Annotated in this window: 21 protein-coding genes; 19 read left to right on the top strand and 2 right to left on the bottom strand. The window is 72.0% G+C overall.

Translation table 11 applies throughout. The annotated features are described in order from the left end of the window. Window positions 1-16 precede the first annotated feature (16 nt). Window positions 17-1,285, bottom strand: coding sequence for a glycosyltransferase family 4 protein (locus FHX31_RS30810; protein ID WP_123110189.1), 1,269 nt, complete (start codon window positions 1,283-1,285; stop codon window positions 17-19). Between the two features lie 136 nt (window positions 1,286-1,421). Here FHX31_RS30810 and FHX31_RS30805 point away from each other — a divergent pair, with 136 nt between their 5' ends. From FHX31_RS30805 to FHX31_RS30760, 10 genes are all read left to right on the top strand, one after another. Further along, entirely contained in the window at window positions 1,422-2,282 is an 861-nt protein-coding gene (locus tag FHX31_RS30805) for an Fpg/Nei family DNA glycosylase (RefSeq protein WP_013477480.1), read from the top strand. Window positions 2,283-2,607: 325 nt separating this feature from the next. Beyond that, entirely contained in the window at window positions 2,608-4,113 is a 1,506-nt protein-coding gene (locus FHX31_RS30800) for a sugar transferase (RefSeq protein WP_013289286.1), read from the top strand. Between the two features lie 33 nt (window positions 4,114-4,146). Next, on the top strand, window positions 4,147-5,370 hold the full coding sequence (locus FHX31_RS30795) for a histidine kinase (RefSeq protein ID WP_013289287.1): 1,224 nt from the start codon (window positions 4,147-4,149) through the stop codon (window positions 5,368-5,370). Continuing rightward, the gene (locus FHX31_RS30790; RefSeq protein ID WP_184977629.1) at window positions 5,367-6,134 is read left to right on the top strand and encodes a LytR/AlgR family response regulator transcription factor; all 768 of its coding nucleotides are present in this window, start codon (window positions 5,367-5,369) and stop codon (window positions 6,132-6,134) included. Before FHX31_RS30795 ends, FHX31_RS30790 begins: the two co-directional genes overlap by 4 nt. Window positions 6,135-6,201: 67 nt before the next feature. After that, window positions 6,202-6,864, top strand: a complete 663-nt coding sequence (locus FHX31_RS30785; protein WP_123110190.1) for a DUF5701 family protein — start codon at window positions 6,202-6,204, stop codon at window positions 6,862-6,864. Between the two features lie 262 nt (window positions 6,865-7,126). Further along, window positions 7,127-7,477 carry a hypothetical protein gene (locus tag FHX31_RS30780; protein WP_174361831.1) on the top strand — a complete coding sequence of 117 codons (351 nt, stop codon included), beginning with the start codon at window positions 7,127-7,129 and terminating at the stop codon, window positions 7,475-7,477. Beyond that, a complete protein-coding gene (locus FHX31_RS30775; protein WP_013477483.1) occupies window positions 7,477-9,117 on the top strand; it encodes a sodium/solute symporter in 1,641 nt (546 codons plus the stop codon). Before FHX31_RS30780 ends, FHX31_RS30775 begins: the two co-directional genes overlap by 1 nt. Before the next feature lie 78 nt (window positions 9,118-9,195). After that, window positions 9,196-9,960: an ABC transporter ATP-binding protein gene (locus FHX31_RS30770; RefSeq protein ID WP_013289292.1), complete on the top strand. Its 765-nt coding sequence runs from the start codon at window positions 9,196-9,198 to the stop codon at window positions 9,958-9,960. Continuing rightward, entirely contained in the window at window positions 9,945-11,639 is a 1,695-nt protein-coding gene (locus FHX31_RS30765; RefSeq protein ID WP_184977627.1) for an ABC transporter permease, read from the top strand. Before FHX31_RS30770 ends, FHX31_RS30765 begins: the two co-directional genes overlap by 16 nt. Beyond that, window positions 11,639-12,130, top strand: a complete 492-nt coding sequence (locus FHX31_RS30760; protein ID WP_184977626.1) for an SRPBCC family protein — start codon at window positions 11,639-11,641, stop codon at window positions 12,128-12,130. Before FHX31_RS30765 ends, FHX31_RS30760 begins: the two co-directional genes overlap by 1 nt. A gap of 21 nt (window positions 12,131-12,151) precedes the next feature. On the opposite strand, the gene FHX31_RS30755 is transcribed toward FHX31_RS30760, so the two are convergent. After that, window positions 12,152-12,409 (bottom strand): hypothetical protein, encoded by a 258-nt coding sequence (locus FHX31_RS30755; protein ID WP_013289295.1) that lies wholly within the window; start codon window positions 12,407-12,409, stop codon window positions 12,152-12,154. On the opposite strand from FHX31_RS30755, the gene FHX31_RS30750 reads away from it, so the two are divergent. The 9 genes from FHX31_RS30750 (at window position 12,408) to FHX31_RS30710 (ending at window position 21,326) form a co-directional block, all read left to right on the top strand. Beyond that, on the top strand, window positions 12,408-12,995 hold the full coding sequence (locus tag FHX31_RS30750; protein WP_396782570.1) for a flavin reductase family protein: 588 nt from the start codon (window positions 12,408-12,410) through the stop codon (window positions 12,993-12,995). The genes FHX31_RS30755 and FHX31_RS30750 overlap by 2 nt on opposite strands. 240 nt (window positions 12,996-13,235) lie before the next feature. Next, the gene (locus FHX31_RS30745; protein ID WP_013289297.1) at window positions 13,236-13,604 is read left to right on the top strand and encodes a DUF485 domain-containing protein; all 369 of its coding nucleotides are present in this window, start codon (window positions 13,236-13,238) and stop codon (window positions 13,602-13,604) included. After that, window positions 13,582-15,255 (top strand): solute symporter family protein, encoded by a 1,674-nt coding sequence (locus tag FHX31_RS30740; RefSeq protein ID WP_013477486.1) that lies wholly within the window; start codon window positions 13,582-13,584, stop codon window positions 15,253-15,255. The genes FHX31_RS30745 and FHX31_RS30740 overlap by 23 nt, the downstream gene beginning before the upstream one ends. A gap of 67 nt (window positions 15,256-15,322) precedes the next feature. Further along, entirely contained in the window at window positions 15,323-16,300 is a 978-nt protein-coding gene (locus FHX31_RS30735; RefSeq protein WP_013289299.1) for an NAD-dependent epimerase/dehydratase family protein, read from the top strand. Between the two features lie 74 nt (window positions 16,301-16,374). Further along, on the top strand, window positions 16,375-17,622 hold the full coding sequence (locus FHX31_RS30730; RefSeq protein ID WP_013289300.1) for an LCP family protein: 1,248 nt from the start codon (window positions 16,375-16,377) through the stop codon (window positions 17,620-17,622). Between the two features lie 203 nt (window positions 17,623-17,825). Continuing rightward, window positions 17,826-19,040 carry an LCP family protein gene (locus FHX31_RS30725; protein WP_013289301.1) on the top strand — a complete coding sequence of 405 codons (1,215 nt, stop codon included), beginning with the start codon at window positions 17,826-17,828 and terminating at the stop codon, window positions 19,038-19,040. Window positions 19,041-19,279: 239 nt separating this feature from the next. Continuing rightward, entirely contained in the window at window positions 19,280-20,155 is an 876-nt protein-coding gene (locus FHX31_RS30720) for an LCP family protein (RefSeq protein WP_456152722.1), read from the top strand. Between the two features lie 28 nt (window positions 20,156-20,183). Continuing rightward, entirely contained in the window at window positions 20,184-20,519 is a 336-nt protein-coding gene (locus FHX31_RS30715) for a rhodanese-like domain-containing protein (RefSeq protein ID WP_013289303.1), read from the top strand. Window positions 20,520-20,534: 15 nt separating this feature from the next. After that, on the top strand, window positions 20,535-21,326 hold the full coding sequence (locus tag FHX31_RS30710; RefSeq protein ID WP_184977625.1) for a glycerophosphodiester phosphodiesterase: 792 nt from the start codon (window positions 20,535-20,537) through the stop codon (window positions 21,324-21,326). Window positions 21,327-21,345: the final 19 nt, after the last annotated feature.

The following is a 21,345-nucleotide window of genomic DNA, read 5'->3' as shown; positions in this document are numbered from 1 at the left end:
CCTCCTAACACCTCGGTCAGCGCGCGGGACGACCTCCGGCCAGGCCGGCGTAGATGTCGATCAGGCGCTTCGTGATCACGTCGGGGTGGAAGGTGCGCTCGTAGCGGGACCGGGCCGGACCGGCGAGCATGCGTGCCTCGGCGGCGGCCAGCGGCAGCGCGGCGGCGAGCACGTCCACCTCGGGCGCCACCACCCAGCCGGCCTCGCCGCGCTGCACCCCTGACGGCAACGCGACCCGCCCGTCGCCCGGGGCCGCTGTGGCCACCTCGGCCGGGCCGGTGCCGGCGGGCTCACGCGGGCCGTCCGCGCCCACCAGGTACGGGATGCCGCCGAGCGCGGTGCCGAGCACCGGCCGACCGGCCGCCAGCGCCTCGATGATCACCGTGGGCAGCACGTCGTGCCAGGTGGAGGTGGCCAGCACCACGGAACTGTCGGCCAGCGCCGCGCGTACCCCGGAACGGTCGAGCTGACCCAGGTAGAGCACGTCGGGCCGCTCGGCGGCGGCCGCCTCGGCCAGCGGACGCAGCTCGCCGTCACCGGCGATGCGCAGCGGGCCGAGCGCACCCACCGGGTGCCGCCGCCACGCCGCGAGCAGCAGATCGAGGCCCTTCTCGGGGCTGAGCCGGCCCATGAAGAGGAAGCCGTTCCCGGACGGCGCCGGGGTGCCCGGGTCGGGCACGGCGTTCGGCTTGACCACGATCCGCTCGTCCGGGATGCCGTAGTCGCGCAGATGATCAGCCACCGCCGTGGTGAGCGCGATGTACCGGTCCACCGACTTCCAGGTGGGGCGGTGCACGGCGAGCGTGGTCGCCATCAGCGCGCTCTGCGCCCGGGAGTTGCGGTAGCAGCGGTGCACGATCGCCGGTACGCCCAGCGTCCGCCCCCGGCAGTCCTGGCAGATCACGCCGTCGCGGAAGTAGAGGCCCGAGGAGCAGACCTGCCGGTAGTTGTGCACCGTCTGCACCACCGGCACGCCGCGCTTGTGCGCGGTCCGCACCACCCAGGGCGAGAGCAGAGGGTACGGGTTGTGCAGGTGCAACACGTCCGGCCGGTGCTCGGTGAGCAGGCGGTCGAGGTCGTGCTGGGCCTTCGGCGCCCAGATCGGCGAGATCGGCAGCAGCGCCTTGGCCGGCTTGGACATCGACGGGATCTCGTCCGAGCTGCGCAGGAACGGCAGCACCTCCACGCCGGCGGCGGTGAGCTGGGCGATCTCCGCGTCGACGATGGTGTTCTCGCCGGAGGGCTGGGCTTCCCGGTACCGGTTGTGCGCCACCACGATTCTCACAGAGCTCGCCTTTCGTTCGCGACTGTGCCGATCTCTGCTCGCGGCTGCGGGGCTCGCAAGCTCACTCCTCGCGCTCGCGCATGGGACTCGCCAGCTCATTCCTCGCGCTCACGGGAAAGAAGGCTACCGTTGTACCGTGCCCGAACTTCCGGAGGTGGAAGCGCTCGCCGGTTACCTGCGCGAGCGTGCGGTGGGCCGCCGCGTCGAGCGGTTCGAGGTCGCCGCGATCAGCGCCCTGAAGACGTACGATCCGCCGCCGAGCGCGGTCGCCGGCCGTGCGGTCACCGGCGCCGGCCGGTACGGCAAGTTCCTGGACGTGCGGTTCGACGAGGGTCTGCACCTGGTGGTCCACCTGGCCCGGGCGGGCTGGCTGCACTACCGGGAGGCGTTCCCGGCGGCGACCCCGCTGCGGCCCGGCAAGGGCCCGATCGCGGTGCGGGTACGCCTCGACGACGGCTCCGGCTTCGACCTGACCGAGGCCGGCACCCAGAAGAAGCTGGCCGCCTACCTGGTCACCGACCCGGCGCAGGTGCCGGGCGTGGCGAAGCTCGGGCCGGACGCGCTGGAGGCGGACCTGCCGACCTTCGCCGAACGGCTGCGCAGCCGCCGGGGTCAGGTGAAGGGCGTGCTGACCGACCAGTCGGTGCTCGCCGGGGTGGGGAACGCGTACTCGGACGAGATCCTGCACGCGGCGCGGCTCTCGCCGTTCGCGATCACCGACCGGCTCACCGACGACCAGCTCGCCGGTCTGCACGCGGCGACGCGGACGGTCCTCGGCGACGCGGTACGCCGGTCGATGGGGCAGCGGGCCGCGGAGCTGAAGGGCGAGAAGCGTTCGGGCCTCAAGGTGCACGCCCGCAAGGGGCTGCCGTGTCCGGTCTGCGGCGACACGGTGCGGGAGGTCTCGTTCGCCGATTCGAGCCTTCAGTACTGCCCCACCTGTCAGACCGGTGGCAAGCCGCTGGCTGACCGAAGGTTGTCCCGCCTCGTACGGTGAGTAATGGCATTCGCCGGTTACCGAGTGGAATCGACCCGGGATCGCCGATGCTCCCGGTCCGCCCCTCTACCCGAGCCGTCATCCATCGGTATAGTGGCTCGGTCCCCGGCTTCACAACTGATTCGGAGCCGGCCAGATCTCACCGAGCACCAGCGGAACGGCTTCCTCGCGGGGGCCGGTCCGGGCCGGGCCCGCGTGGGAGACTGGGACGGTGAGCGACCCGGGCCCTCACGCCGAGTGAGGACGCGGGTCATGCGGGAGGACATGGGTTGAGGTGACGACAAGCCTCCAGCGCCCGGTAACCGACAGAGGCCGGAGCAAGAGCGTGCGGCACGTCGACAGCTTTGAGATCCAGCCGCCGACTCCGCCGTCGCACAACGGCGTACCCCGGTCGGCGTGGGCCCGAGCCCGGCGCCGGGTGTCCCGGTGGCACCGGCCCTACATCGCATTCCTGCTGCTGCTCGACTTCGGCGCGGCCGCCCTGGCCAGCTTCCTGGCCGTGCAGATCTTCGAGCAGGCCGCCTCCGGCTTCCGGAACGCGCCCGAGGCGTGGTTCTACACCGTGGCGTTCGCGCTCCTGCCGCTCGGCTGGGTGCTCATCCTCTGGGGCAACCGGGCCTACGACCGGCGCTACCTGGGCCTCGGCCCGGACGAGTTCAAGCGGGTGATCCGCGGCGGCGTCGCGGTCGCCGCGACGGTCTCGTTCCTCGCCTTCGCCACGAAGACCACCCTGTCCCGCTGGACGGTTGGCTTCGCGCTGCTCGGCGCCCTGCTGCTGATCCTGCTCGGCCGCATGATCGCCCGGGCCTGCCTGCACGCGCTGCGCCGCCGCGCCGGCCACGCCGGGCACCGGATGGTGCTCGTCGGCACGCTTCCGGAGTGCCTGGAGGTCTACACCACAGTCACCCGGAACCCGTCCGTCGGCCTGGTGCCGGTGGCCATCCACCTCACCGACGGGTACGCCGCCGCGCGCGGCCTGGAGACCCCGGTGCCGGTGTACGCGGGCCGGGACGTACTGGCCCTGGTGCGTGAGGTCGGCGGCGACACGATCGCGGTCTGCGGCTCGGCCAGCGCCGAGCCGGGCGAGCTGCGCCGGCTGGCCTGGCAGTTGGAGGGCTCCGGCGTCGATCTGGTGGTCGCGCCCCAGCTCACCGACATCGCCGGTCCCCGGGTGCACATCCGCCCGATCGAGGGCCTGCCGCTGCTGCACGTCGAGGAGCCGACCCTGTCCGGGCCGGCGCTGCTGGTCAAGAACCTGATGGACCGGGTCGCCGCCGGGCTGGGCCTGCTGCTGCTGGCCCCGCTCTTCCTCGCCATCGCCGTCGCCATCCGGATCTCCGACCCCGGGCCGGTCTTCTTCCGTCAGCCCCGGGTGGGGCACGAGGGGCGGACGTTCCGGGTCTGGAAGTTCCGGACCATGTACGTCGACGCCGAGGAGCGGCTGGCCGGCCTGGTCGACCAGAACGAGACCGACGGCATGCTGTTCAAGATGAAGCAGGACCCCCGGGTCTTCCCGGTGGGCCGCTTCCTGCGTGCCACGTCGCTGGACGAGCTGCCCCAGCTGATCAACGTGCTCTGGGGCGAGATGTCGCTCGTCGGCCCGCGCCCGCTGCCCGCCGACGACGGCGACTTCCTCGGCGACGTCCGGCGTCGGCTGCTGGTCCGGCCGGGCATGACCGGTCTGTGGCAGGTCTCCGGCCGCTCCGACCTGTCCTGGGACGAGGCGGTCCGGCTCGACCTCTACTACGTCGACAACTGGTCGCTGGCGTACGACCTGAGCATCCTGTGGCGGACCGTGGGCGTGGTGCTGGCCCGCAAGGGCGCGTACTAGCGCTACCGGGCCGGCACCCGGCAGGATCGCTGCGTGGGTGGCAACCTCTCCGCCGTCTTCGCCGTCGTCTCGCTGGTCACCGCGTTGGCCGCGGCGCTCTGGGCGGTGCTGCGGCTGCGCGGCCGGCGGGGCATCGCCACCGCCACGCAGCGGGCCACGTACGAGGTGCTGCACACCGCGGGGCTCGCCGCCGAGCCGCTGCGCGCCGGCCTGACCGCGGCGGACGCGGCGAAGGCCGTACGCCATCTGCGGGCACTCGTGGGCGCGGCCGGGCTGGCGCTGACGGACCGCGACGCGTTGCTCGCGGTCGACGGGCAGGGCGCGCACCACGGCGACCAGCTGGTCGCGGCGGCCCGGCGGGCAGCCGACAGCGGGCGCTCCACAGTGCTGGGCGAGTCGGAGCTGCGTTGCGACCTGGTCGACTGCCCGGTACGCGGCGCGGTGGTGGCGCCGCTGCGCGCGGACGGGCGGGTGGTCGGGGCGCTGGTGGCGGTGGCCGACGAGCGCCCGGCCCCGGGTCTGGTGCAGGCGACGCTGGAGACCGCGCACTGGGCGGGTGACCAGCTCGCGCTGGCCGAGCTGGAGTCGTCGCGGGAGCGGCTGGCGCGGGCCGAGGTACGCGCGCTGCGCGCTCAGATCAGCCCGCACTTCATCTACAACGCGCTCACCGCGATCGGCTCGTTCGTGCGCACCGACCCGGAGCGGGCGCGGGAGCTGATCCTGGAGTTCGCCGAGTTCACCCGCTACTCGTTCCGGGCGCACGGCGAGTTCACCACGCTGGCCGAGGAGCTGCGTTCGATCGACCGCTACCTGACCATCGAGCGGGCGCGTTTCGGCGAGCGGCTCCAGGTGCGCCTCCAGATCGCGCCGGAGGTGCTGCCGGTGACGCTGCCGTTCCTCTGCCTCCAGCCGCTCGTGGAGAACGCGGTCCGGCACGGGTTGTCCCGCAAGCCGGGCACCGGCATGGTGAGCATCGAGGCCCGGGACGCGGGCGCGGAGTGTCACATCACGGTGGAGGACGACGGGGTGGGGATGGATCCGACGACGCTTACCGCCGGCATCGCCGAGGTGTCGGGCGCGGCCGGCGACCCGGCCGACGACCCGGGGCAGCACGTCGGCCTCTCGAACGTCGACGAACGGCTCCGGTCGGTCTTCGGGGACGGCTTCGGCCTGGTGGTGGAGACCGGCCTGGGTTCGGGTACGAAGGTCAGCATGCGTGTGCCGAAGTTCCACCCCGGCGTCCGGGCGTCGTCGTGACCGTCACCGGCACCGGTTTCCTCCGGGTGCTGGCGGTGGACGACGAGCCGCCCGCGCTCGACGAGCTGGCGTACCACCTGCGCGCCGACCCCCGGGTGGCCCGGCTGCACACGGCCGGGGACGCGACCGAGGCGCTGCGCGTGCTGCGCGACGACGACGTGGACGTGGTGTTCCTCGACATCCGGATGCCGGGGCTGGACGGCATGGAGCTGGCCCGGGTGCTGCGCCGGTTCGCCCGGCCGCCGGCGATCGTGTTCGTCACCGCGTACGACGACGGCGCGGTGGACGCGTTCGACCTGGGCGCCACCGACTACGTGCGCAAGCCGGTACGCGCCGAGCGGCTGGCCGAGTCGCTGCGCCGGGTGATCGGCTCCCGGGTGGTGCCGTCGCATCCGGCCGCGCTGGCCCGGGCGGAGGAGGATCCGACCATCCCGATCGAGCTGGCCGGCACCACGCGGATGCTGCCCCGCTCGGCGGTGCGGTGGGTGGAGGCGCAGGGCGACTACGCGCGGCTGCACACGGCGGAGGGGTCGCACCTGGTCCGGGTGTCGCTGGCGACGCTGGCCGAGCGTTGGGCCGATGCCGGGTTCGTCCGGATCCACCGGTCGTATCTGGTGCAGCTGCGGCTCATCGCCGAGCTGCGGCTGGTCAACTCCGGCTACGTGGTGGTGATCGACGGATCCTCGCTGCCGGTGAGCCGCCGGCACACCCGGGAGCTGAAGGACAAGCTGGTACGCGCCGCGAAACAGGACTGGAGCCGCTGAGGGACGGGGGCGTCGGGAGCACTGACGTACAATGTACGGCAGACCGTACGACAGGGTGGGGGACCGCATGTCCGACGACCGCTTCGACGCCGCTACCGAATTCGACCGCCAGCTCGACCGCCTCGTGCAGCTCGGGTACCCGGCACTGGCCGGGCAGACCGAGGATGAGTTCCGGGCGCTGCTCACCCCGCTGCGCGACGCAGCAGTGACCGGCGTCGCCGGACTGGCCGCTCCCACCGACGCCCGGGTGCCGTTCCTGCTGGTGACCACGCGGGAGCTGGTGCCGGTGCCGGAACGCATCGCGCTCACCACGCTCGCCGGCAAGCGCAAGACCGGCGTCCTCGACCGGAACTTCCCCGCCGACGACCTGCCCACCTTCCACCCGATCAAGGAGCTGGAGGTGCCGTCCGGTCCCGCGTACCTGCTCTTCGACGTGGACCGGGGCGAGGAGTACCGCAACGTGCCGCCGTCGGCCGCGCTCGAGGACATGACCGCGAAGGACCGGCTGCCGATCACGATCGACGAGGGGCTGGCGTTCGTCACGTTGCACCCGCAGGCGCTGGCGAGCAACAGGTGCTTCTCGCTCGTGGGGTCGCGCTGCGGCGACCGGCGGGTGCCGGCGCTGTGGATCAGCCAGGGCGCGCCGAAGCTCGGGTGGTGCTGGTTCGGCAACCCGCACACCTGGCTCGGCTCGGCGACCGCGAACCCGGTACGGGTGGGGCTGAGCTGACGCTGTCCACAACGACTCCACGCCATCCACCGGGTTATCCACAACCGTGAAGCGTTATCCACAGGTTGTGCACAGGGCCCGGACGCCTGCTCTTGACATTCCCGCTGAGCGGGCGAGACTGCCGGAGGTGACCGGAGCCGAGGAACAGCATCTGACGGGGCGGCCCGCCGAGGCCGCCCCGGTTCCCGGCCCGCGCGCGTCCACACCGCTCCGCGAGCCGGGCCGCGGGCCGGCGCCGGCCGCCGCGCCGAAGCGGACCCGGATCGTGCTGGCCGAGGTCTCCCGGACCGGCGACCCGGCCGACCGCACCCGTTCCGAGCTGACCCAGCAGACCCCTGTCGGCGAGACGCTCGTACAGGGGCTGATGCGCGCCCAGCTCTCCCTCGCGCTGCGGCTCAGCCTGCTGGTGCTGGTCGGGCTCGGCGGCCTGCCCTGGCTGTTCGCCATCGCGCCCACCGTCGGCCGGGTCACGGTGCTCGGGGTCAACCTGCCGTGGCTGCTGCTCGGCGTCGTGTCCTTCCCGTTCCTGATCGTCGTCGGCTGGGCGTACGTGCGCCTGGCCGAACGCAACGAGCAGGACTTCGTCGACCTGATCCGACGGCCGGAACACTGATGTCCAACGGCTACGTGGTCCCGGCGATCGTCGCCGTCACCCTGGTCACCGTCGGCATCGGCTTCTACGGGCTGCGGCTGGCCCGCACCACCTCGGACTTCCTGGTCGCGTCCCGGTCGGTCAGCCCGACCTGGAACGCCGCCGCGATCGGCGGGGAGTACCTGTCGGCGGCGAGCTTCCTCGGCGTCGCCGGGCTGATCCTCAAGTACGGCGTGGACGTGCTCTGGTACCCGGTCGGCTTCGCCGCCGGATACCTGGCGCTGCTGCTGTTCGTGGCCGCGCCGCTGCGCCGCTCCGGCGCGTTCACGCTGCCCGACTTCTGCGAGGTACGGCTCGGTTCCCGCCGGCTGCGGACGCTCGCCACCGTCTTCGTGATCTTCATCGGCTGGCTGTACCTGGTGCCGCAGTTGCAGGGCGCCGGGCTGACGCTGGCCACGCTCACCGGCTCGCCGTACCCGCTCGGCGCGCTGCTCGTCGCCGTGGTGGTGACCGCGAACGTGGCGCTGGGCGGCATGCGGGCGATCACCTTCGTGCAGGCGTTCCAGTACTGGCTCAAGCTCACCGCGCTCGCCGTACCCGCCATCTTCCTGGCGTTGCAGTGGCAGGCCGACGCCCGCCCGGCGGTGACCCCGCCCGACGGACCGACGTTCCGGACCGCGACCACAGTCGTGGTCGAGCACCGCGCGACGCTCACCCTGCCCGACGGCGACATCCGGGAGGTACGCCCCGGCGACCGCCTGGAGTTCGCCGCCGGTGACCCGGTGCCGGAGGTGTCCGGCGCGGCGACCGGCGCCACCGAATGGCTGCTGCCGGACACCGCCGGCGAGGACGACCGAGGGCTGTTCGCCACGTACTCGCTGATCCTGGCCACGTTCCTCGGCACCATGGGCCTGCCGCACGTGCTGGTCCGCTTCTACACCAACCCCGACGGCGCCGCCGCCCGCCGCACCACGCTCGTGGTGCTGGCGCTCGTCGGCGTCTTCTACCTGCTGCCCACCGTGTACGGCGTGCTGGGCCGCATCTACACCCCGCAACTGCTGGTGAGCGGCCAGACCGACGCGGTGGTGGTGCTGCTGCCCGGTGCCGCGCTCGGCGACGGCACCACCGGCCGGCTGCTCGCCGCGCTCGTCGCGGCCGGCGCGTTCGCGGCGTTCCTGTCCACCTCGTCCGGCCTGCTCACCAGCGTGGCCGGGGTGATCTCCACGGACGTGCTGGGGCGCGGCTCGGTACGCGGCTTCCGGCTCGCCACGGTGATCGCCGGCGGGGTGCCGGCGGTGCTCTCGCTGAACGTCTCCGGGCTGGACGTGTCACAGGTGGTGGGGCTGGCGTTCGCGGTGGCCGCGTCGAGCTTCTGCCCGCTGCTGGTGCTCGGCATCTGGTGGCGCGGCCTGACCGACCTGGGCGCCGCCGCCGGTGTGCTGGTCGGCGGCGGCGCGGCCGTCGGGGCGGTGCTGCTCACCGTGCTCGGCCCGCCGCTGACCGGGTGGCCGGCCACGCTCACCACCCAGCCGGCCGCGTGGACGGTGCCGCTGGCGTTCACCGTCATGGTGGTGGTGTCGACGGCGAGCCGGCGGCGGCTTCCCCGCGACGTCGGCGCCACCATGCTCCGCCTGCACACCCCGGAGTCGCTGCGCCTGTAGGCGCTACTCCCCAGGTAGGAGCAGAAGATCACCCTGCCGCCCGAGCAGCCGCTGGCCGGAGCCCGATACGGTCGGACCATGACCGATCAGCACCCCGCGCTCTCCCTTCGTGGTCTGGCCAAGCGCTTCGACACCAAGGTCGCGGTGGCGGGCGTCGACCTCGCCGTGCCGACCGGCTCGTTCTACGGCCTGCTCGGCCCGAACGGAGCGGGCAAGACCACCACCCTCTCCATGGCCGTCGGCCTGCTGCGGCCCGACGCCGGTGAGGCGAGGGTGCTCGGGTACGACGTCTGGGCCGACCCGGTCCGAGCCAAGAGCCTGCTCGGTGTGATGCCCGACGGCGTACGCCTCTTCGACCGGCTGAGCGGGGCGGAGCTGCTGGCGTACCACGGTCTGCTGCGCGGCATGGACCCGGCGGTGGTCGACCAGCGGGCGGCGGAGCTGCTCGACGTGCTGGCGCTCTCCGACGCCGGCCGCACGCTGGTGGTCGACTACTCGGCGGGCATGAAGAAGAAGATCGGGCTGGCCTGCGCGCTGCTGCACGGTCCGCGCCTGCTGGTGCTGGACGAGCCGTTCGAGGCCGTCGACCCGGTCTCGGCGGCGCTGATCCGCGACATCCTGCACCGGTACGTCGGCGGCGGCGGAACGGTGATCTTCTCCAGCCACGTGATGGAGGTGGTCGAGCGGCTCTGCTCCCACGTGGCGATCCTGGCCGAGGGCCGGATCAAGCGGGTGGGCACGCTGGCCGAGGTGCGCGGCGACCGGTCGCTGGAGGACGTCTTCGTGGAGGTGGTCGGCGGCCGGACCGCGACCGGCGAGGAGCTGTCGTGGCTGTCCCGGTGACCGTCCCCGAGCGTCCGGCCCGGCGCGTGTCGCCCTGGCACTTCGTCCGGCTCAAGCTGCGGGTGCTCGGCAACAACTTCCGGGGTCAGACCTGGCGGGTCGCGCTGTTCGTCCTCGGCCTGCTGTTCGGGCTCTGGTTCGCCGCCGTCGGGTTCTTCCTGCTCGCCGCGCCGGGGCTGGCCGGCGAGTCCCGGTACGCGCTGATGATCGCCGCGTTCGGCGGTGGCGTTCTGACGCTCGGCTGGCTGCTCCTGCCGCTCGTCTTCTTCGGCGTGGACGAGACGCTCGACCCGGCCCGGTTCGCGCTGCTGCCGCTGTCCCGCCGCACCCTGGTCACCGGTCTGCTCGCCGCCGCCCTGGTCAGCGTGCCGGCCCTGGCGACGGCGATCACGGCGGCCGGGCTGGTGGTCACCGCCGGCGCGCTCGGTGGATGGGCGGCCGCCCTGGTCGGCGCGCTCGGCGTGGTCGTCGGGCTGCTCGTCTGCCTGGCCGGTGCCCGCGCGCTGACCAGTGCGTTCGCGACGATGCTGCGCTCCCGCCGGGTACGCGACCTGGCCGCCGTGCTGCTCGCGGTGCTGGCCGCGCTGCTCGGGCCGTTGCAGTTGCTGGTGCTCGCGGCGGTACGGCAGACCGACTGGGACCGGCTGGACGGTGTGGCCCGGGTGGTCGGCTGGACGCCGTTCGGCGCACCGTGGACCGCCGGCGTGGACGTGGCCCAGGGGCGGACCGGTGCGGCGGTGGTGAAGCTGCTGATCGCAGTCGCGACGCTCGGCGTACTCCTGTTCTGGTGGTCGCGGTCGCTGGAGTCGGCGATGGTGGGCACCGCGAGCAGCGGCCCCGCGCGGACGCCGCGCGCTGTGGCCGGCGGCGCGGTCGCGCAGCTCTTCCCCCGCGCGGTGGGCTGGGCCCGGCGGGACCGGTTCGGCGCGATCGTCGCCCGGGAGTGCCGCTACTGGTGGCGGGACGCCCGCCGCCGCGCCAACCTGATCACCGTCGCCGTGGTCGGCGTGTTCGTGCCGCTGATGGTCAACCTGGGCGGCCCCGCGTTCCTGTCCGAGGGCGGCGCCGCGTTCGACCAGGCGACAGCCGATTCCTCACCGGCGATGGTCAGCCTCACCATGGTCTTCGTGGGGGCGCTCGCGTCGTTGACGCTCGCCAACCAGTTCGGCTTCGACGGCAGCTCGTACGCGGCGAACGTGGTCGCCGGTGTGCCGGGGCGGGTGGAGCTGCGGGCCCGGATGGCCGCGTTCTCGATCTACGTGGTGCCGATGCTCCTCGTGATCGCGGTGGCGCTGGCCGTCGTCCTCGGCCGGCCCGAATGGCTCGGCGTGATGGGTGGCGCGTTGTTCGCCGCGTACGGCTGCGGTCTCGCGATCAACGCGTTCGTCTCAGTGCTCGGCGCGTACTCGCTGCCCGAGTCGAGCAACCCGTTCGCCCTGAACAGCGGCGCGGGATTCACCAAGGGCCTGCTCACCCTGGTCTCCATGGTCGGCTCCGCGGTGGTGGCGGTGCCGTTCGTGGTGGCCGCCGCGCTGCTCGGCGACGTGTGGCTCTGGCTGGCACTGCCGGTCGGGCTGGCGTACGGCGGGGGCGCGGCACTGCTCGGCGCGTACATGGCCGGGGACACACTCGATCACCGGCAGCCGGAGCTGCTGGCGAATGTCACCCCGAGGCGCTGATGCCTGTCGTCGAAGCGGTCGTCACCGTCCCGGTCCCTCCGGAGCTGGCGTTCGCCGTCTCCCAGACCACCGCCCCGGTGCGGTACCGCTGGGATCCGTTCGTCCGCGAGCAGCACTTCGTCGACGGCGCGACGCGGCCCGGCCGGGGCGTGCGCACGTACACCCGCTCCCGGCACGGCCTGGTGATGGTCAGCGAGTACGTGTCCTGGTCACCGCCGACGAACGTCGGCATGAAGATGGTGCGCGGACCGTGGTTCTTCGAGCGGTTCGGCGGCGGCTGGCGCTTCGCGCCCGGCCCGGATCCCGGCACCACGATCGCGACGTGGCGGTACAACTTCCGCTGCCGGCCCGCGTTCCTGCGCCCAGTCGCCGAGCGGATCGGGGAGTGGTTGCTCGGGCGCGACATCCGGCGCCGGATCGCCGGGTACGCGGCTGGCTGCGCCGACCCGGAGGTGCTGGCCGCCGCCCGCCGGTTGCTCGGCGACGACTGATCCGCGCGTCTCGGGCTGCCGTCAGGCGGTGCGGCGCATCGCCGCGTAGACGTGGTGGCCGTCGCCGACGCTGAGCACGTTCACCAGGTCCCAGCCGTAGTTCGACAGGTGCTCGACCGCCGCCATGAGCGGCGGGAACCCGCTGCTGCCCCACTTGTGCCGGGCGATGACCATCAGGTGCCGGTACGGGTAGGCACGGAGATCGACCTGACCACCGAGAACGGCGTCGGCGCTGACCATCCGGTCCTGGGCGAGCTTCTGCGGTGGGACGAGAGCCATGCCCGGCAGGGTAGGGCGTTCCGTCGAGCCTCGCCCGGTGGCGGGCGGCACAATGTTTCACGTGAATCCAGAGCCGGGCGCGCAGATCCACTCCACCGATCCGTTCGCGGCGCCGGCCGCGCAACGCTCGCCGGTACGCCGGCTGCGCGGGCGGCTGGCCGCCCCGGTGACGCTCTGGACCGCGCCCGGTCCGGCCGGACTGACCGTCTCATCCACGCTGGTGGCCGAGGGCGAACCGGACCGGCTGCTCGGCCTGGTCGACGCGGAGTCGGACCTGTGGGCGGCGATCGAGGAGGCGGGACGGTTCGCGGTGGCCCCGCTGGGTCCGCAGCACCGACAGCTCGCCGACCGCTTCGCCGGGCTGTTCCCGTCGCCCGGCGGCCTGTTCGCGCTGGACGCCTGGACCGAGACGCCGTACGGGCCGGTGCCCGCCGACGCCGGCGGGTGGGCGGGCTGCCGCCTGGACACCGCCCGCGAGTACGGCTGGGGCCTGCTGGTCGAGGCCACGATCGAGTCGGTGGACCTGCCCCGGGACACACCCCCGTTGCTGCACTACCGGGGCCGCTACCACGACCTCCCCGGCTGACCCCTCTCCTCCGTCGATCATGAGGTTGGCCGCGTTCCGCGTCCGATTTGTCGCCGTCAACCTCATGATCGACCGGGTGGGGGGTGACCGGTTAGCGGAGTGACGTGGGTCACTGGGCGCAGTGGGGGTGCCGTTCGGCGCAGCCGTTCGCCGCCCGGCGGCGGAGCCTTCCCGGGCCGGGAGCGCGCTCTCTACCGTGCGCGAAACTCCCCCACGCCTTGCGAAGGTGGTGATCCACAGATGTCCACGGACACACCCGCGTCCGCACCCGCCGAGTCGGCGGCGGAACGGTACCTCGCCGTCCAGCGGTCGGACGAGTTCGCCGGGTTGCGGCGCACGCTGCGCGGCTTCGTCTTCCCGATGACCGTCGCGTTCTTCCTGTGGTACGCGCTCTACGTCATCCTCTCCGCGTACGCGCGGGGATTCATGGGCACGAAGCTGATCGGCAACATCAACGTCGCCCTGGTCTTCGGCCTGCTCCAGTTCGTCTCCACGTTCCTCATCGCCTGGTTCTACTCGCGGTTCGCCAGCCGCCGGATCGACCCGGTCGCCGACCGGATCCGCGACGAGATGGGGGAGGTGACCCATGAACACGGTCCTCGCGGCTGAGGCGGGCAGCACCACCGCCCGGAACCTCACCATCACGCTGTTCCTGGTCTTCGTGGCGATCACGCTGGCGATCACCGTCTGGGCCAGCCGGCAGACCAAGACCGCCACCGACTTCTACGCCGGCGGCCGGTCGTTCTCCGGCTTCCAGAACGGCATGGCGATCGGCGGCGACTACATGTCGGCGGCGTCCTTCCTGGGCATCGCCGGCATCATCGCGCTCTACGGCTACGACGGCTTCCTCTATTCGATCGGCTTCCTGGTCGCCTGGCTGGTGGCGCTGCTGCTCGTGGCCGAGCTGCTGCGCAACTCCGGCCGGTACACGATGGCGGACGTCCTGGCGTTCCGGATGCGGCAGCGGCCGGTCCGGACCGCGGCGGCGGTCTCCACCATCACGGTGTCGATCTTCTACCTGCTGGCCCAGATGGTCGGCGCCGGCGCGCTCGTCGCCCTGCTGCTCGGCATCAAGCCGGGCACCACGTTCCTCGGCATGGACGCCGACACCGCCAAGGTCGCCACCATCATCATGGTCGGCGCCCTGATGATCATCTACGTGACCGTCGGCGGCATGAAGGGCACCACGTACGTCCAGATCGTCAAGGCGTTCCTGCTGATGGGCGGCGCGCTGGCGATGACGCTGCTGGTGCTCGCCAAGTACAAGTTCAACCTGTCCTCGCTGCTCGGCGACGCGGCCAGCGCCTCGGGCAAGGGAGCGGCGTTCCTCGAACCCGGGTTGCGCTACGGCGTGGAGACACCCGGCGACGCGCTGAAGACGTTCTACAGCAAGATGGACCTGCTCTCGCTGGGCATCGCGCTGGTCCTCGGCACGGCCGGCCTGCCGCACATCCTGATCCGCTTCTACACCGTGCCGACCGCGCGGGCGGCCCGGAAGAGCGTGCTCTGGGCGATCGGCATCATCGGCACGTTCTACCTGCTCACCCTGGCGCTCGGCTTCGGCGCGGCGGCGATCGTCGGCGGGTCGGAGATCACCGCACAGGACAAGGCGGGCAACACCGCGGCGCCACAGCTCGCCGAGAAGCTGGGGGAGCAGTTCCTCGGCGGGGACCTGGGCGGCGCGACACTGCTGGCGATCATCGCAGCGGTCGCGTTCGCCACGATCCTCGCGGTGGTCGCCGGGCTCACACTGGCGTCGTCGTCCAGCCTGGCGCACGACTTCTACGCCAACGTGGTGAAGAACGGGCAGGCGTCGGAACGGCAGGAGGTGACAGTCGCCCGCATCTCCGCGCTGGTGATCGGCGCGGTCTCGATCGTCCTGTCGATCTACGCGCAGAACCTGAACGTGGCGTTCCTGGTCGCGCTGGCGTTCGCGGTCGCCGCGTCGGGCAACCTGCCGGCGATCCTCTACAGCCTGTTCTGGAAGCGGTTCAACACCTCGGGCGCGGTCTGGGCCATCTACGGCGGCCTGCTCGCCGCCGTGGTGCTCGTCTTCTTCTCGCCGGTCGTCTCCGGCGCGCCGACGGCGATGTTCCCCGACCACGACTGGCAGTGGTTCCCGCTGTCGAACCCGGGCATCATCTCGATCCCGTTCGGCTTCCTGTGCGGCTGGCTCGGCACGATCCTGTCCAAGGAGAGCGACGAGGAGAAGTACGCGGAGCTGGAGGTGCGCTCGCTCACCGGAGCCGGCGCGCACTGATCACCACGGTCGAGCGGGGCCCCTGCCTTACGCGGGGGCCCCGCCTCGCGTGTATAGGCTGACCGCCATGAAGGTCGCTCCCCGCTTCGGTACCGGACACCGCATCCTCGTCACCGGCGGCGCCGGTTTCGTCCCGTCCCACCTGGTCGACCGGCTCGTCGAGCGCGGCTGCACCGTGGTGGTGCTGGACAACTTCGTCACCGGGTCCAAGGACAACGTGGCCCACCTGCTGGACAAGCCGACCTTCACGCTCGTCGAGGCGGACATCTCCGACGGCCTGCCGCAGCACCCGGCGATGGCCGAGCGGTTCGACGCGATCCTGCACATGGCGTCTCCGGCCAGCCCCACCGACTTCGAGAAGCTGCCGGTGGAGATCCTCCGGGTCGGCTCGGTGGCCACGCTTGCGCTGCTGGAGCGGGCCACCGACGACGGCGCGCGGTTCCTGATGGCCTCCACCTCCGAGGCGTACGGCGACCCGAAGGAGCACCCGCAGCGGGAGACGTACTGGGGCAACGTCAACCCGATCGGCATCCGGAGCGTCTACGACGAGGCGAAGCGCTTCTCCGAGGCGGCCACCATGGCCTACCACCGGAGCCGGGGCACCGACACCGCGATCGTGCGGATCTTCAACACGTACGGCCCGCGGATGCGCCCGGACGACGGCCGGGCCATCCCGACGTTCATCTCCCAGGCGCTGCGCGGCGAGCCGATCACTGTGCACGGCACCGGCAACCAGACCCGTTCGATCTGTTACGTCGACGACCTGGTGCGCGGCATCCTGCTGCTGCTCGACTCGACCGAGACCGGGCCGATCAACTGCGGCACCGAGCACGAGATGTCGATGCGGCAACTGGCCGAGACGATCGTGTCACTCACCGGAAGCACGTCCGAGGTGAGCTACATCACTCGTGCCTCCGACGACCCGGAGATGCGCCGCCCGGACCTGACCCTCGCCCGCGAACTGCTCGGATACGAGCCGAGCGTCACGCCCGAAGACGGCCTCCGACGCACGATCGAGTACTTCCGCGGGCGTCTCGGGTACTGAACCCGCCGGGGACGCGGCTGACATCGGGGCGCGTACGAGGGCGTCGGTGGCCGGGCCGACCTACCCTCGGTTACATGTCAGCGACCTCGTCTGCCGGCGCCCCGCTCCCCCGACACCTGAACCGGGGCGCGGGCCGCGCCGCGGTTCCCGGCTCCGGCCGCGGCGCCACCGGGCGCGCCCGCCCCTCGGAAGCCACGTGGTACCCCGCACACGACGAGGCGCCCCGCTCCGGCGGTCCCGGCGGCCCGGCCGGGCCGACCGGTCCCGGTGGTCCGGGCGGCGGCGGTCCGGGTGGGTCCGGCCGGCGTGGTCCCCGGCCGCGCTGGGGGCGCATCGGTCTGGTGGCGGGTGTCGCGGTGCTGGTGCTGGCGCTGCTCGGCGGCCTCGGCGCCTGGTTCTACGCCCGCAACCTTGACGACGACCTGGCGCGCACCGATCCGTTCGCCGGGATCACCGGCGGGCGGCCGGCCAAGCAGGTCGAGGGCGCGTTCAACATCCTGCTCGTGGGCAGTGACTCGCGGGATCCGGACGCCCCGGTCGACGGCTCCGGCAAGTGGCGCGCGGACACCGTGATCGTCATGCACATCCCCGCCGACCACAAGAGCGCCTACCTGGTCTCGGTGCCGCGTGACCTGTACGTGCCGATCCCGGAGAGCGCCGGCGCGTCCTGCGACTCCGGCTCGCGCAACAAGATCAACGCGGCGTTCGCGTTCGGCGGCCTGCCGCTCGCGGTGAAGACCGTGGAGTGCTTCACCGACGTACGGATCGACCACGTGATGGCCATCGACTTCGGCGGTTTCAAGGAGGTCACCGACGCCCTGGGCGGGGTCGACCTCAAGGTGGAGCGGACCATCACCTCGATCCACAAGCCGTACCGGACGTTCACCAAGGGCGTGAATCACATGAACGGCGCCGAGGCGCTGGACTGGGTCCGGCAGCGCAAGCAGTTCCCGGACGGCGACTTCGCCCGGATGCGGCACCAGCAGGAGTTCCTGAAGGCGCTGATGGACAAGGCGGCCAGCACCGGGACGCTCACCAACCCGAAGAAGCTGAACGACTTCCTCAAGGCGGTCACCGCCGCCGTCACGGTCGACCAGGGATTCTCGTTGACCGACATGGCAGTGCAGTTCCGCAGCCTGCGGGGCGAGAACCTGACGTTCGTCACCAGCCCGCACCTGGGCGGCCAGACCATCGACGGCCAGTCGGTGGTGGTCTCCGACCGGGAGAAGGCGCTGGCGATGTACAAGGCCATCGCCGCGGACCGGATGGCCGAGTGGATGCAGGCCAACCAGAAGGGTTCGGGCGACAACGCGGGCGGCTGACGCCGGCACGACATGACCGGTCTCGCGCGTTAGGACCTCGCCACCACGGAGGCCAACCGCCGACCGGCTCCTTACCCCTGCCCGTTCGGCCACAACCCGAAGATGTCGGCCGGTATTGACGGGAATTGCGACCCTACGAGGTCGCGAGAACGGGAACAGATACGTAAAGTGGTCCCGCCCCCGATCACCGAGCTGGAGCACGCATGTCGGTCCAGACCAGCCGTCGCCCGCAGTCACCGGCACCCGGATCATCCGGGCGGGTCCCTCCGGTCATCCCCACACAGCCCGGTTCCGGCGGTCGCGGTCCCGGCGGTGGCAAGAAGAAGCGCACCAAGCGCAAGGACCCGCTCTGGGCGAAGCTCACGCTGGTGCTGGGCGCGGTGCTGATGGTGACCAGCGGCGTCGCGATCGTCGGCAGCAAGGCGGTCATCGGTCAGGCCACCAACAACATCGCCCAGCGCAACCTGCTCGGTGAGGCCGGCAAGTCCGACGCCGAGGGCGGCAGCAGCCTCGAAGGCCCGATCGACATGCTGCTGCTCGGCGTGGACGCACGGGCCCGCTGGGCCGCCGACGACGTCCGGTCGGACACGATCATCATCCTGCACATCCCGGCCAGCCACGACCAGGCGTACCTGATCTCGATTCCCCGGGACACCGAGGCGCGTATCCCGGCCTTCGAGAAGAGCGGCTACAAGGGCGGCACCGACAAGATCAACGCGGCCTTCTTCCACGGCGCCCAGAACGGCGGCGGCTGGGAGGGCGGCGCCCAGTTGATGGCCAAGACGATCAAGTCGATGACCGGCATCGGCTTCGACGGCGCCGCGATCATCAACTTCGGCGGCTTCAAGAGCGTGATCGACGCGCTCGGCTCGGTGCGGATCTGTGTCAGCCACGAGGTCAAGTCGCACCACATGTCGTACGTCGACGGCAAGCCGATGTGGAACGCCGACGCGAAGAAGACCGGCAAGCCGTACAAGGCAGTGGTGCACAAGAAGGGCTGCCGGGAGATGGAGGGCTGGGAGGCGCTCGACTACTCCCGCCAGCGCTACGGCCTGCCGAACAGCGACTACGACCGGCAGCAGAACCAGCAGCAGCTGATCAAGGCGATGGCCAAGAAGGCCACCGAGGGCGGCATGCTCACCAACCCGATCAAGCTGAACTCGCTGATGAAGGCGGCCGGCAAGGCGTTCGTCCTGGACACCGGCGGCGTGCCGATCGCCGACTTCATCTTCACGCTCAAGAACCTCAACGGGAACGACCTGGTCACCCTGCGGACCAACGGCGGCACCTTCGCCGGCAACGGCAACGGCCGGGAGACGTTCAACGAGGCGACGATGGACATGTTCCAGGCGGTCAAGAACGACAAGCTGGCCGACTTCGTGGTGAACAACCCGGACGTCCTCTCCACCCGTAAATGACCCGCTGACCTGCGCGAAAGCGGTACCGGTCGGCCGATCCCCCCGTAGCCTGACGTGAGCGGGTCTCATGTCGCGGCTACGGGGGGATCGTCACGTCCAGGCCAGCACGGAACCGACGCGGGCGGGGTGGACCCGCCCGCTGGGCCCGGTTCCTGCTCGGCACCGGACTCGTCCTGGTCCTGCTCGCCACGCTCGGCGTCGCCGGGCTGCACTGGCTCACCTCGCGCTACGACCGCACCGTGGCCAAGGAGCAACTGCTCGACCCGGCCGCCCGCAACAAGCGGACAGACCTGGACGGCGCGCTCAACTACCTGCTGATCGGCTCCGACCACCGGCCCGGCGCGAACCCGGAGGACCAGCGCTCCGACAGCATCCTGATCGTGCACGTACCGGCCGGGATGCGGCAGGCGTACCTGATCTCCGTGCCGCGCGACCTCCTGGTGGCGCTCCCCGCGGCACCGGGCTTCCCCGGCGGCCAGGACAAGGTCAACGCCGCGTACGAGCACGGCGGCGGCGGTGAGGGCGGTGCCCGGCTGCTCAGCGCCACCCTGAGCCGGCTCACCGGGATCCGCTTCGACGGGGCGGCACTCGTCGACTTCTCCGGCTTCAAGCAGGTGATCGACCAGCTCGGCGGCATCCGGATGTGCGTGGACACGCCGGTGCGCTCGATCCACACCCGGCACCAGTTCGACGCCGGCTGCCAGCAGATGGACGGCGCGCGGACGCTCGACTACGTGCGGCAGCGCTACGACCTGCCCGGCGGCGACTACGACCGGCAGCGGCACCAGCAGCAGATGCTGCGGGCGGTGCTCGACCGGGCGGGCGAGACGCGGCTGCGCAGCGACCCGGTCAAGCTGGACCGGGTGCTCCGCGCGGCCGGCGGGGCGCTGACCGTCGACACCAACGGCGTACCCCTGGACGAGCTGTTGTTCGCGCTGCGCGGCCTGCCCGCGGACGCCCTGCGCGGGGTCCAGGTGCCCTCCTACCCGCAGACCATCGACGGCGTCTCGTACGTGGTGCTGGACAACGGCGGCGGCGGGCTGTTCACCGCGCTGCGCGACACGCGCGTACCGGAATGGGCCGGCGCCAACCCGCGCTGGGTCAACCGGCTGTGAGCGCCGTGGGCGACTAGGCTTGGTGACCGTGTTCGGAGCCTCACTACCCAGCGTGCCCGCGTCGGCCGTGCCCGACGACGTCTACCTGCTCGACGTCCGCGAGGACGACGAGTGGGCCGCCGGCCACGCGCCGGCCGCCCACCACCTGCCGATGACCGAGCTGCCCGCCCGGATCGCCGAGATCCCGCAGGACCGCGACGTGGCGGTGATCTGCCGCTCGGGCGGCCGGTCCGCCCAGGTGGTCGGCTACCTCATGCGCAACGGCTGGGACCAGGTGCGCAACGTCGACGGCGGGATGGGCGACTGGGCCGCCGCCGGCCGTCCGGTGGTCACCGACGACGGACAGCCGGGCCGGGTCGCCTGAGTCGGTGACGCGGCCATGACCGTCCCCCTGGTCTTCGCCCATCGCGGCGCCTCGTACGACCTGCCGGAACACACGCTCGCCGCCTACCTGCGCGCTCTCGACGAGGGAGCGGACGGGCTGGAGTGCGACGTCCGGCTGACCCGTGACGGGCATCTGGTCTGCGTGCACGACCGCCGGCTGGACCGCACCAGCAACGGCCGCGGGCTGGTCAGCGCGCGGACGCTCGCCGAACTGGAGGCGCTGGACTTCGGCTCCTGGCACCGGGCCGCGACGCTCGCCGAGGACGACGCGCCGCTGGACGAGTCGCACACCCGGCTGCTCACGCTGGAGCGGCTGCTCGACGCGGTGCTGGCCGCCGGGCGGCCGGTCCGGCTGCTGATCGAGACCAAGCATCCGTCCCGCTACCGGGGCGGGGTCGAGCGCCGCCTGGTCGAGATGCTGCGCCGGTACGGGCTGGCCGAGCCCCGCCCGGACCATCCCGTCCAGGTGACGGTGATGTCGTTCTCGCCGCTCGCCGTACGCCGGGTCCGGGAACTCGCCCCGGCGATGCCCACCGTGCTGCTGCTGGAGATGCTGCCGCGTCTGCTGCCGCTGGGCCGGCTGCCGTTCGGCAGCCGGATCGCCGGCCCGGGTGTGGACCTCGTCCGGGCCCGCCCGCGGCTGGTGCCCGCGCTGCGCGCCGCCGGCAACTCGGTGTACGTCTGGACCGTCAACGAGCCGGAGGACCTGGAACTCGTGCTCGAAGCCGGCGTGGACGGGGTGATCACGGACCGGCCGGCCCACGCGCTGGCCCGGTTGGGCCGGTGAGTCCCGTCGATCGGTACCG

The organism is Micromonospora sp. CNZ286 (genome assembly GCF_014207755.1).
This window is presented reverse-complemented; position numbering and strand designations above follow the sequence as displayed.

Coding starts and splice junctions, on each gene's coding strand:
- FHX31_RS30760 (WP_184977626.1), top strand. CDS start 11,639: ATGCCTGTCGTCGAAGCGGTCGTCACCGTCCCGGTCCCTCCGGAGCTG.
- FHX31_RS30775 (WP_013477483.1), top strand. CDS start 7,477: ATGTCCAACGGCTACGTGGTCCCGGCGATCGTCGCCGTCACCCTGGTC.
- FHX31_RS30710 (WP_184977625.1), top strand. CDS start 20,535: ATGACCGTCCCCCTGGTCTTCGCCCATCGCGGCGCCTCGTACGACCTG.
- FHX31_RS30770 (WP_013289292.1), top strand. CDS start 9,196: ATGACCGATCAGCACCCCGCGCTCTCCCTTCGTGGTCTGGCCAAGCGC.
- FHX31_RS30745 (WP_013289297.1), top strand. CDS start 13,236: ATGTCCACGGACACACCCGCGTCCGCACCCGCCGAGTCGGCGGCGGAA.
- FHX31_RS30750 (WP_396782570.1), top strand. CDS start 12,408: ATGCCCGGCAGGGTAGGGCGTTCCGTCGAGCCTCGCCCGGTGGCGGGC.
- FHX31_RS30725 (WP_013289301.1), top strand. CDS start 17,826: ATGTCGGTCCAGACCAGCCGTCGCCCGCAGTCACCGGCACCCGGATCA.
- FHX31_RS30735 (WP_013289299.1), top strand. CDS start 15,323: ATGAAGGTCGCTCCCCGCTTCGGTACCGGACACCGCATCCTCGTCACC.
- FHX31_RS30730 (WP_013289300.1), top strand. CDS start 16,375: ATGTCAGCGACCTCGTCTGCCGGCGCCCCGCTCCCCCGACACCTGAAC.
- FHX31_RS30785 (WP_123110190.1), top strand. CDS start 6,202: ATGTCCGACGACCGCTTCGACGCCGCTACCGAATTCGACCGCCAGCTC.
- FHX31_RS30755 (WP_013289295.1), bottom strand. CDS start 12,409: ATGGCTCTCGTCCCACCGCAGAAGCTCGCCCAGGACCGGATGGTCAGC.
- FHX31_RS30740 (WP_013477486.1), top strand. CDS start 13,582: ATGAACACGGTCCTCGCGGCTGAGGCGGGCAGCACCACCGCCCGGAAC.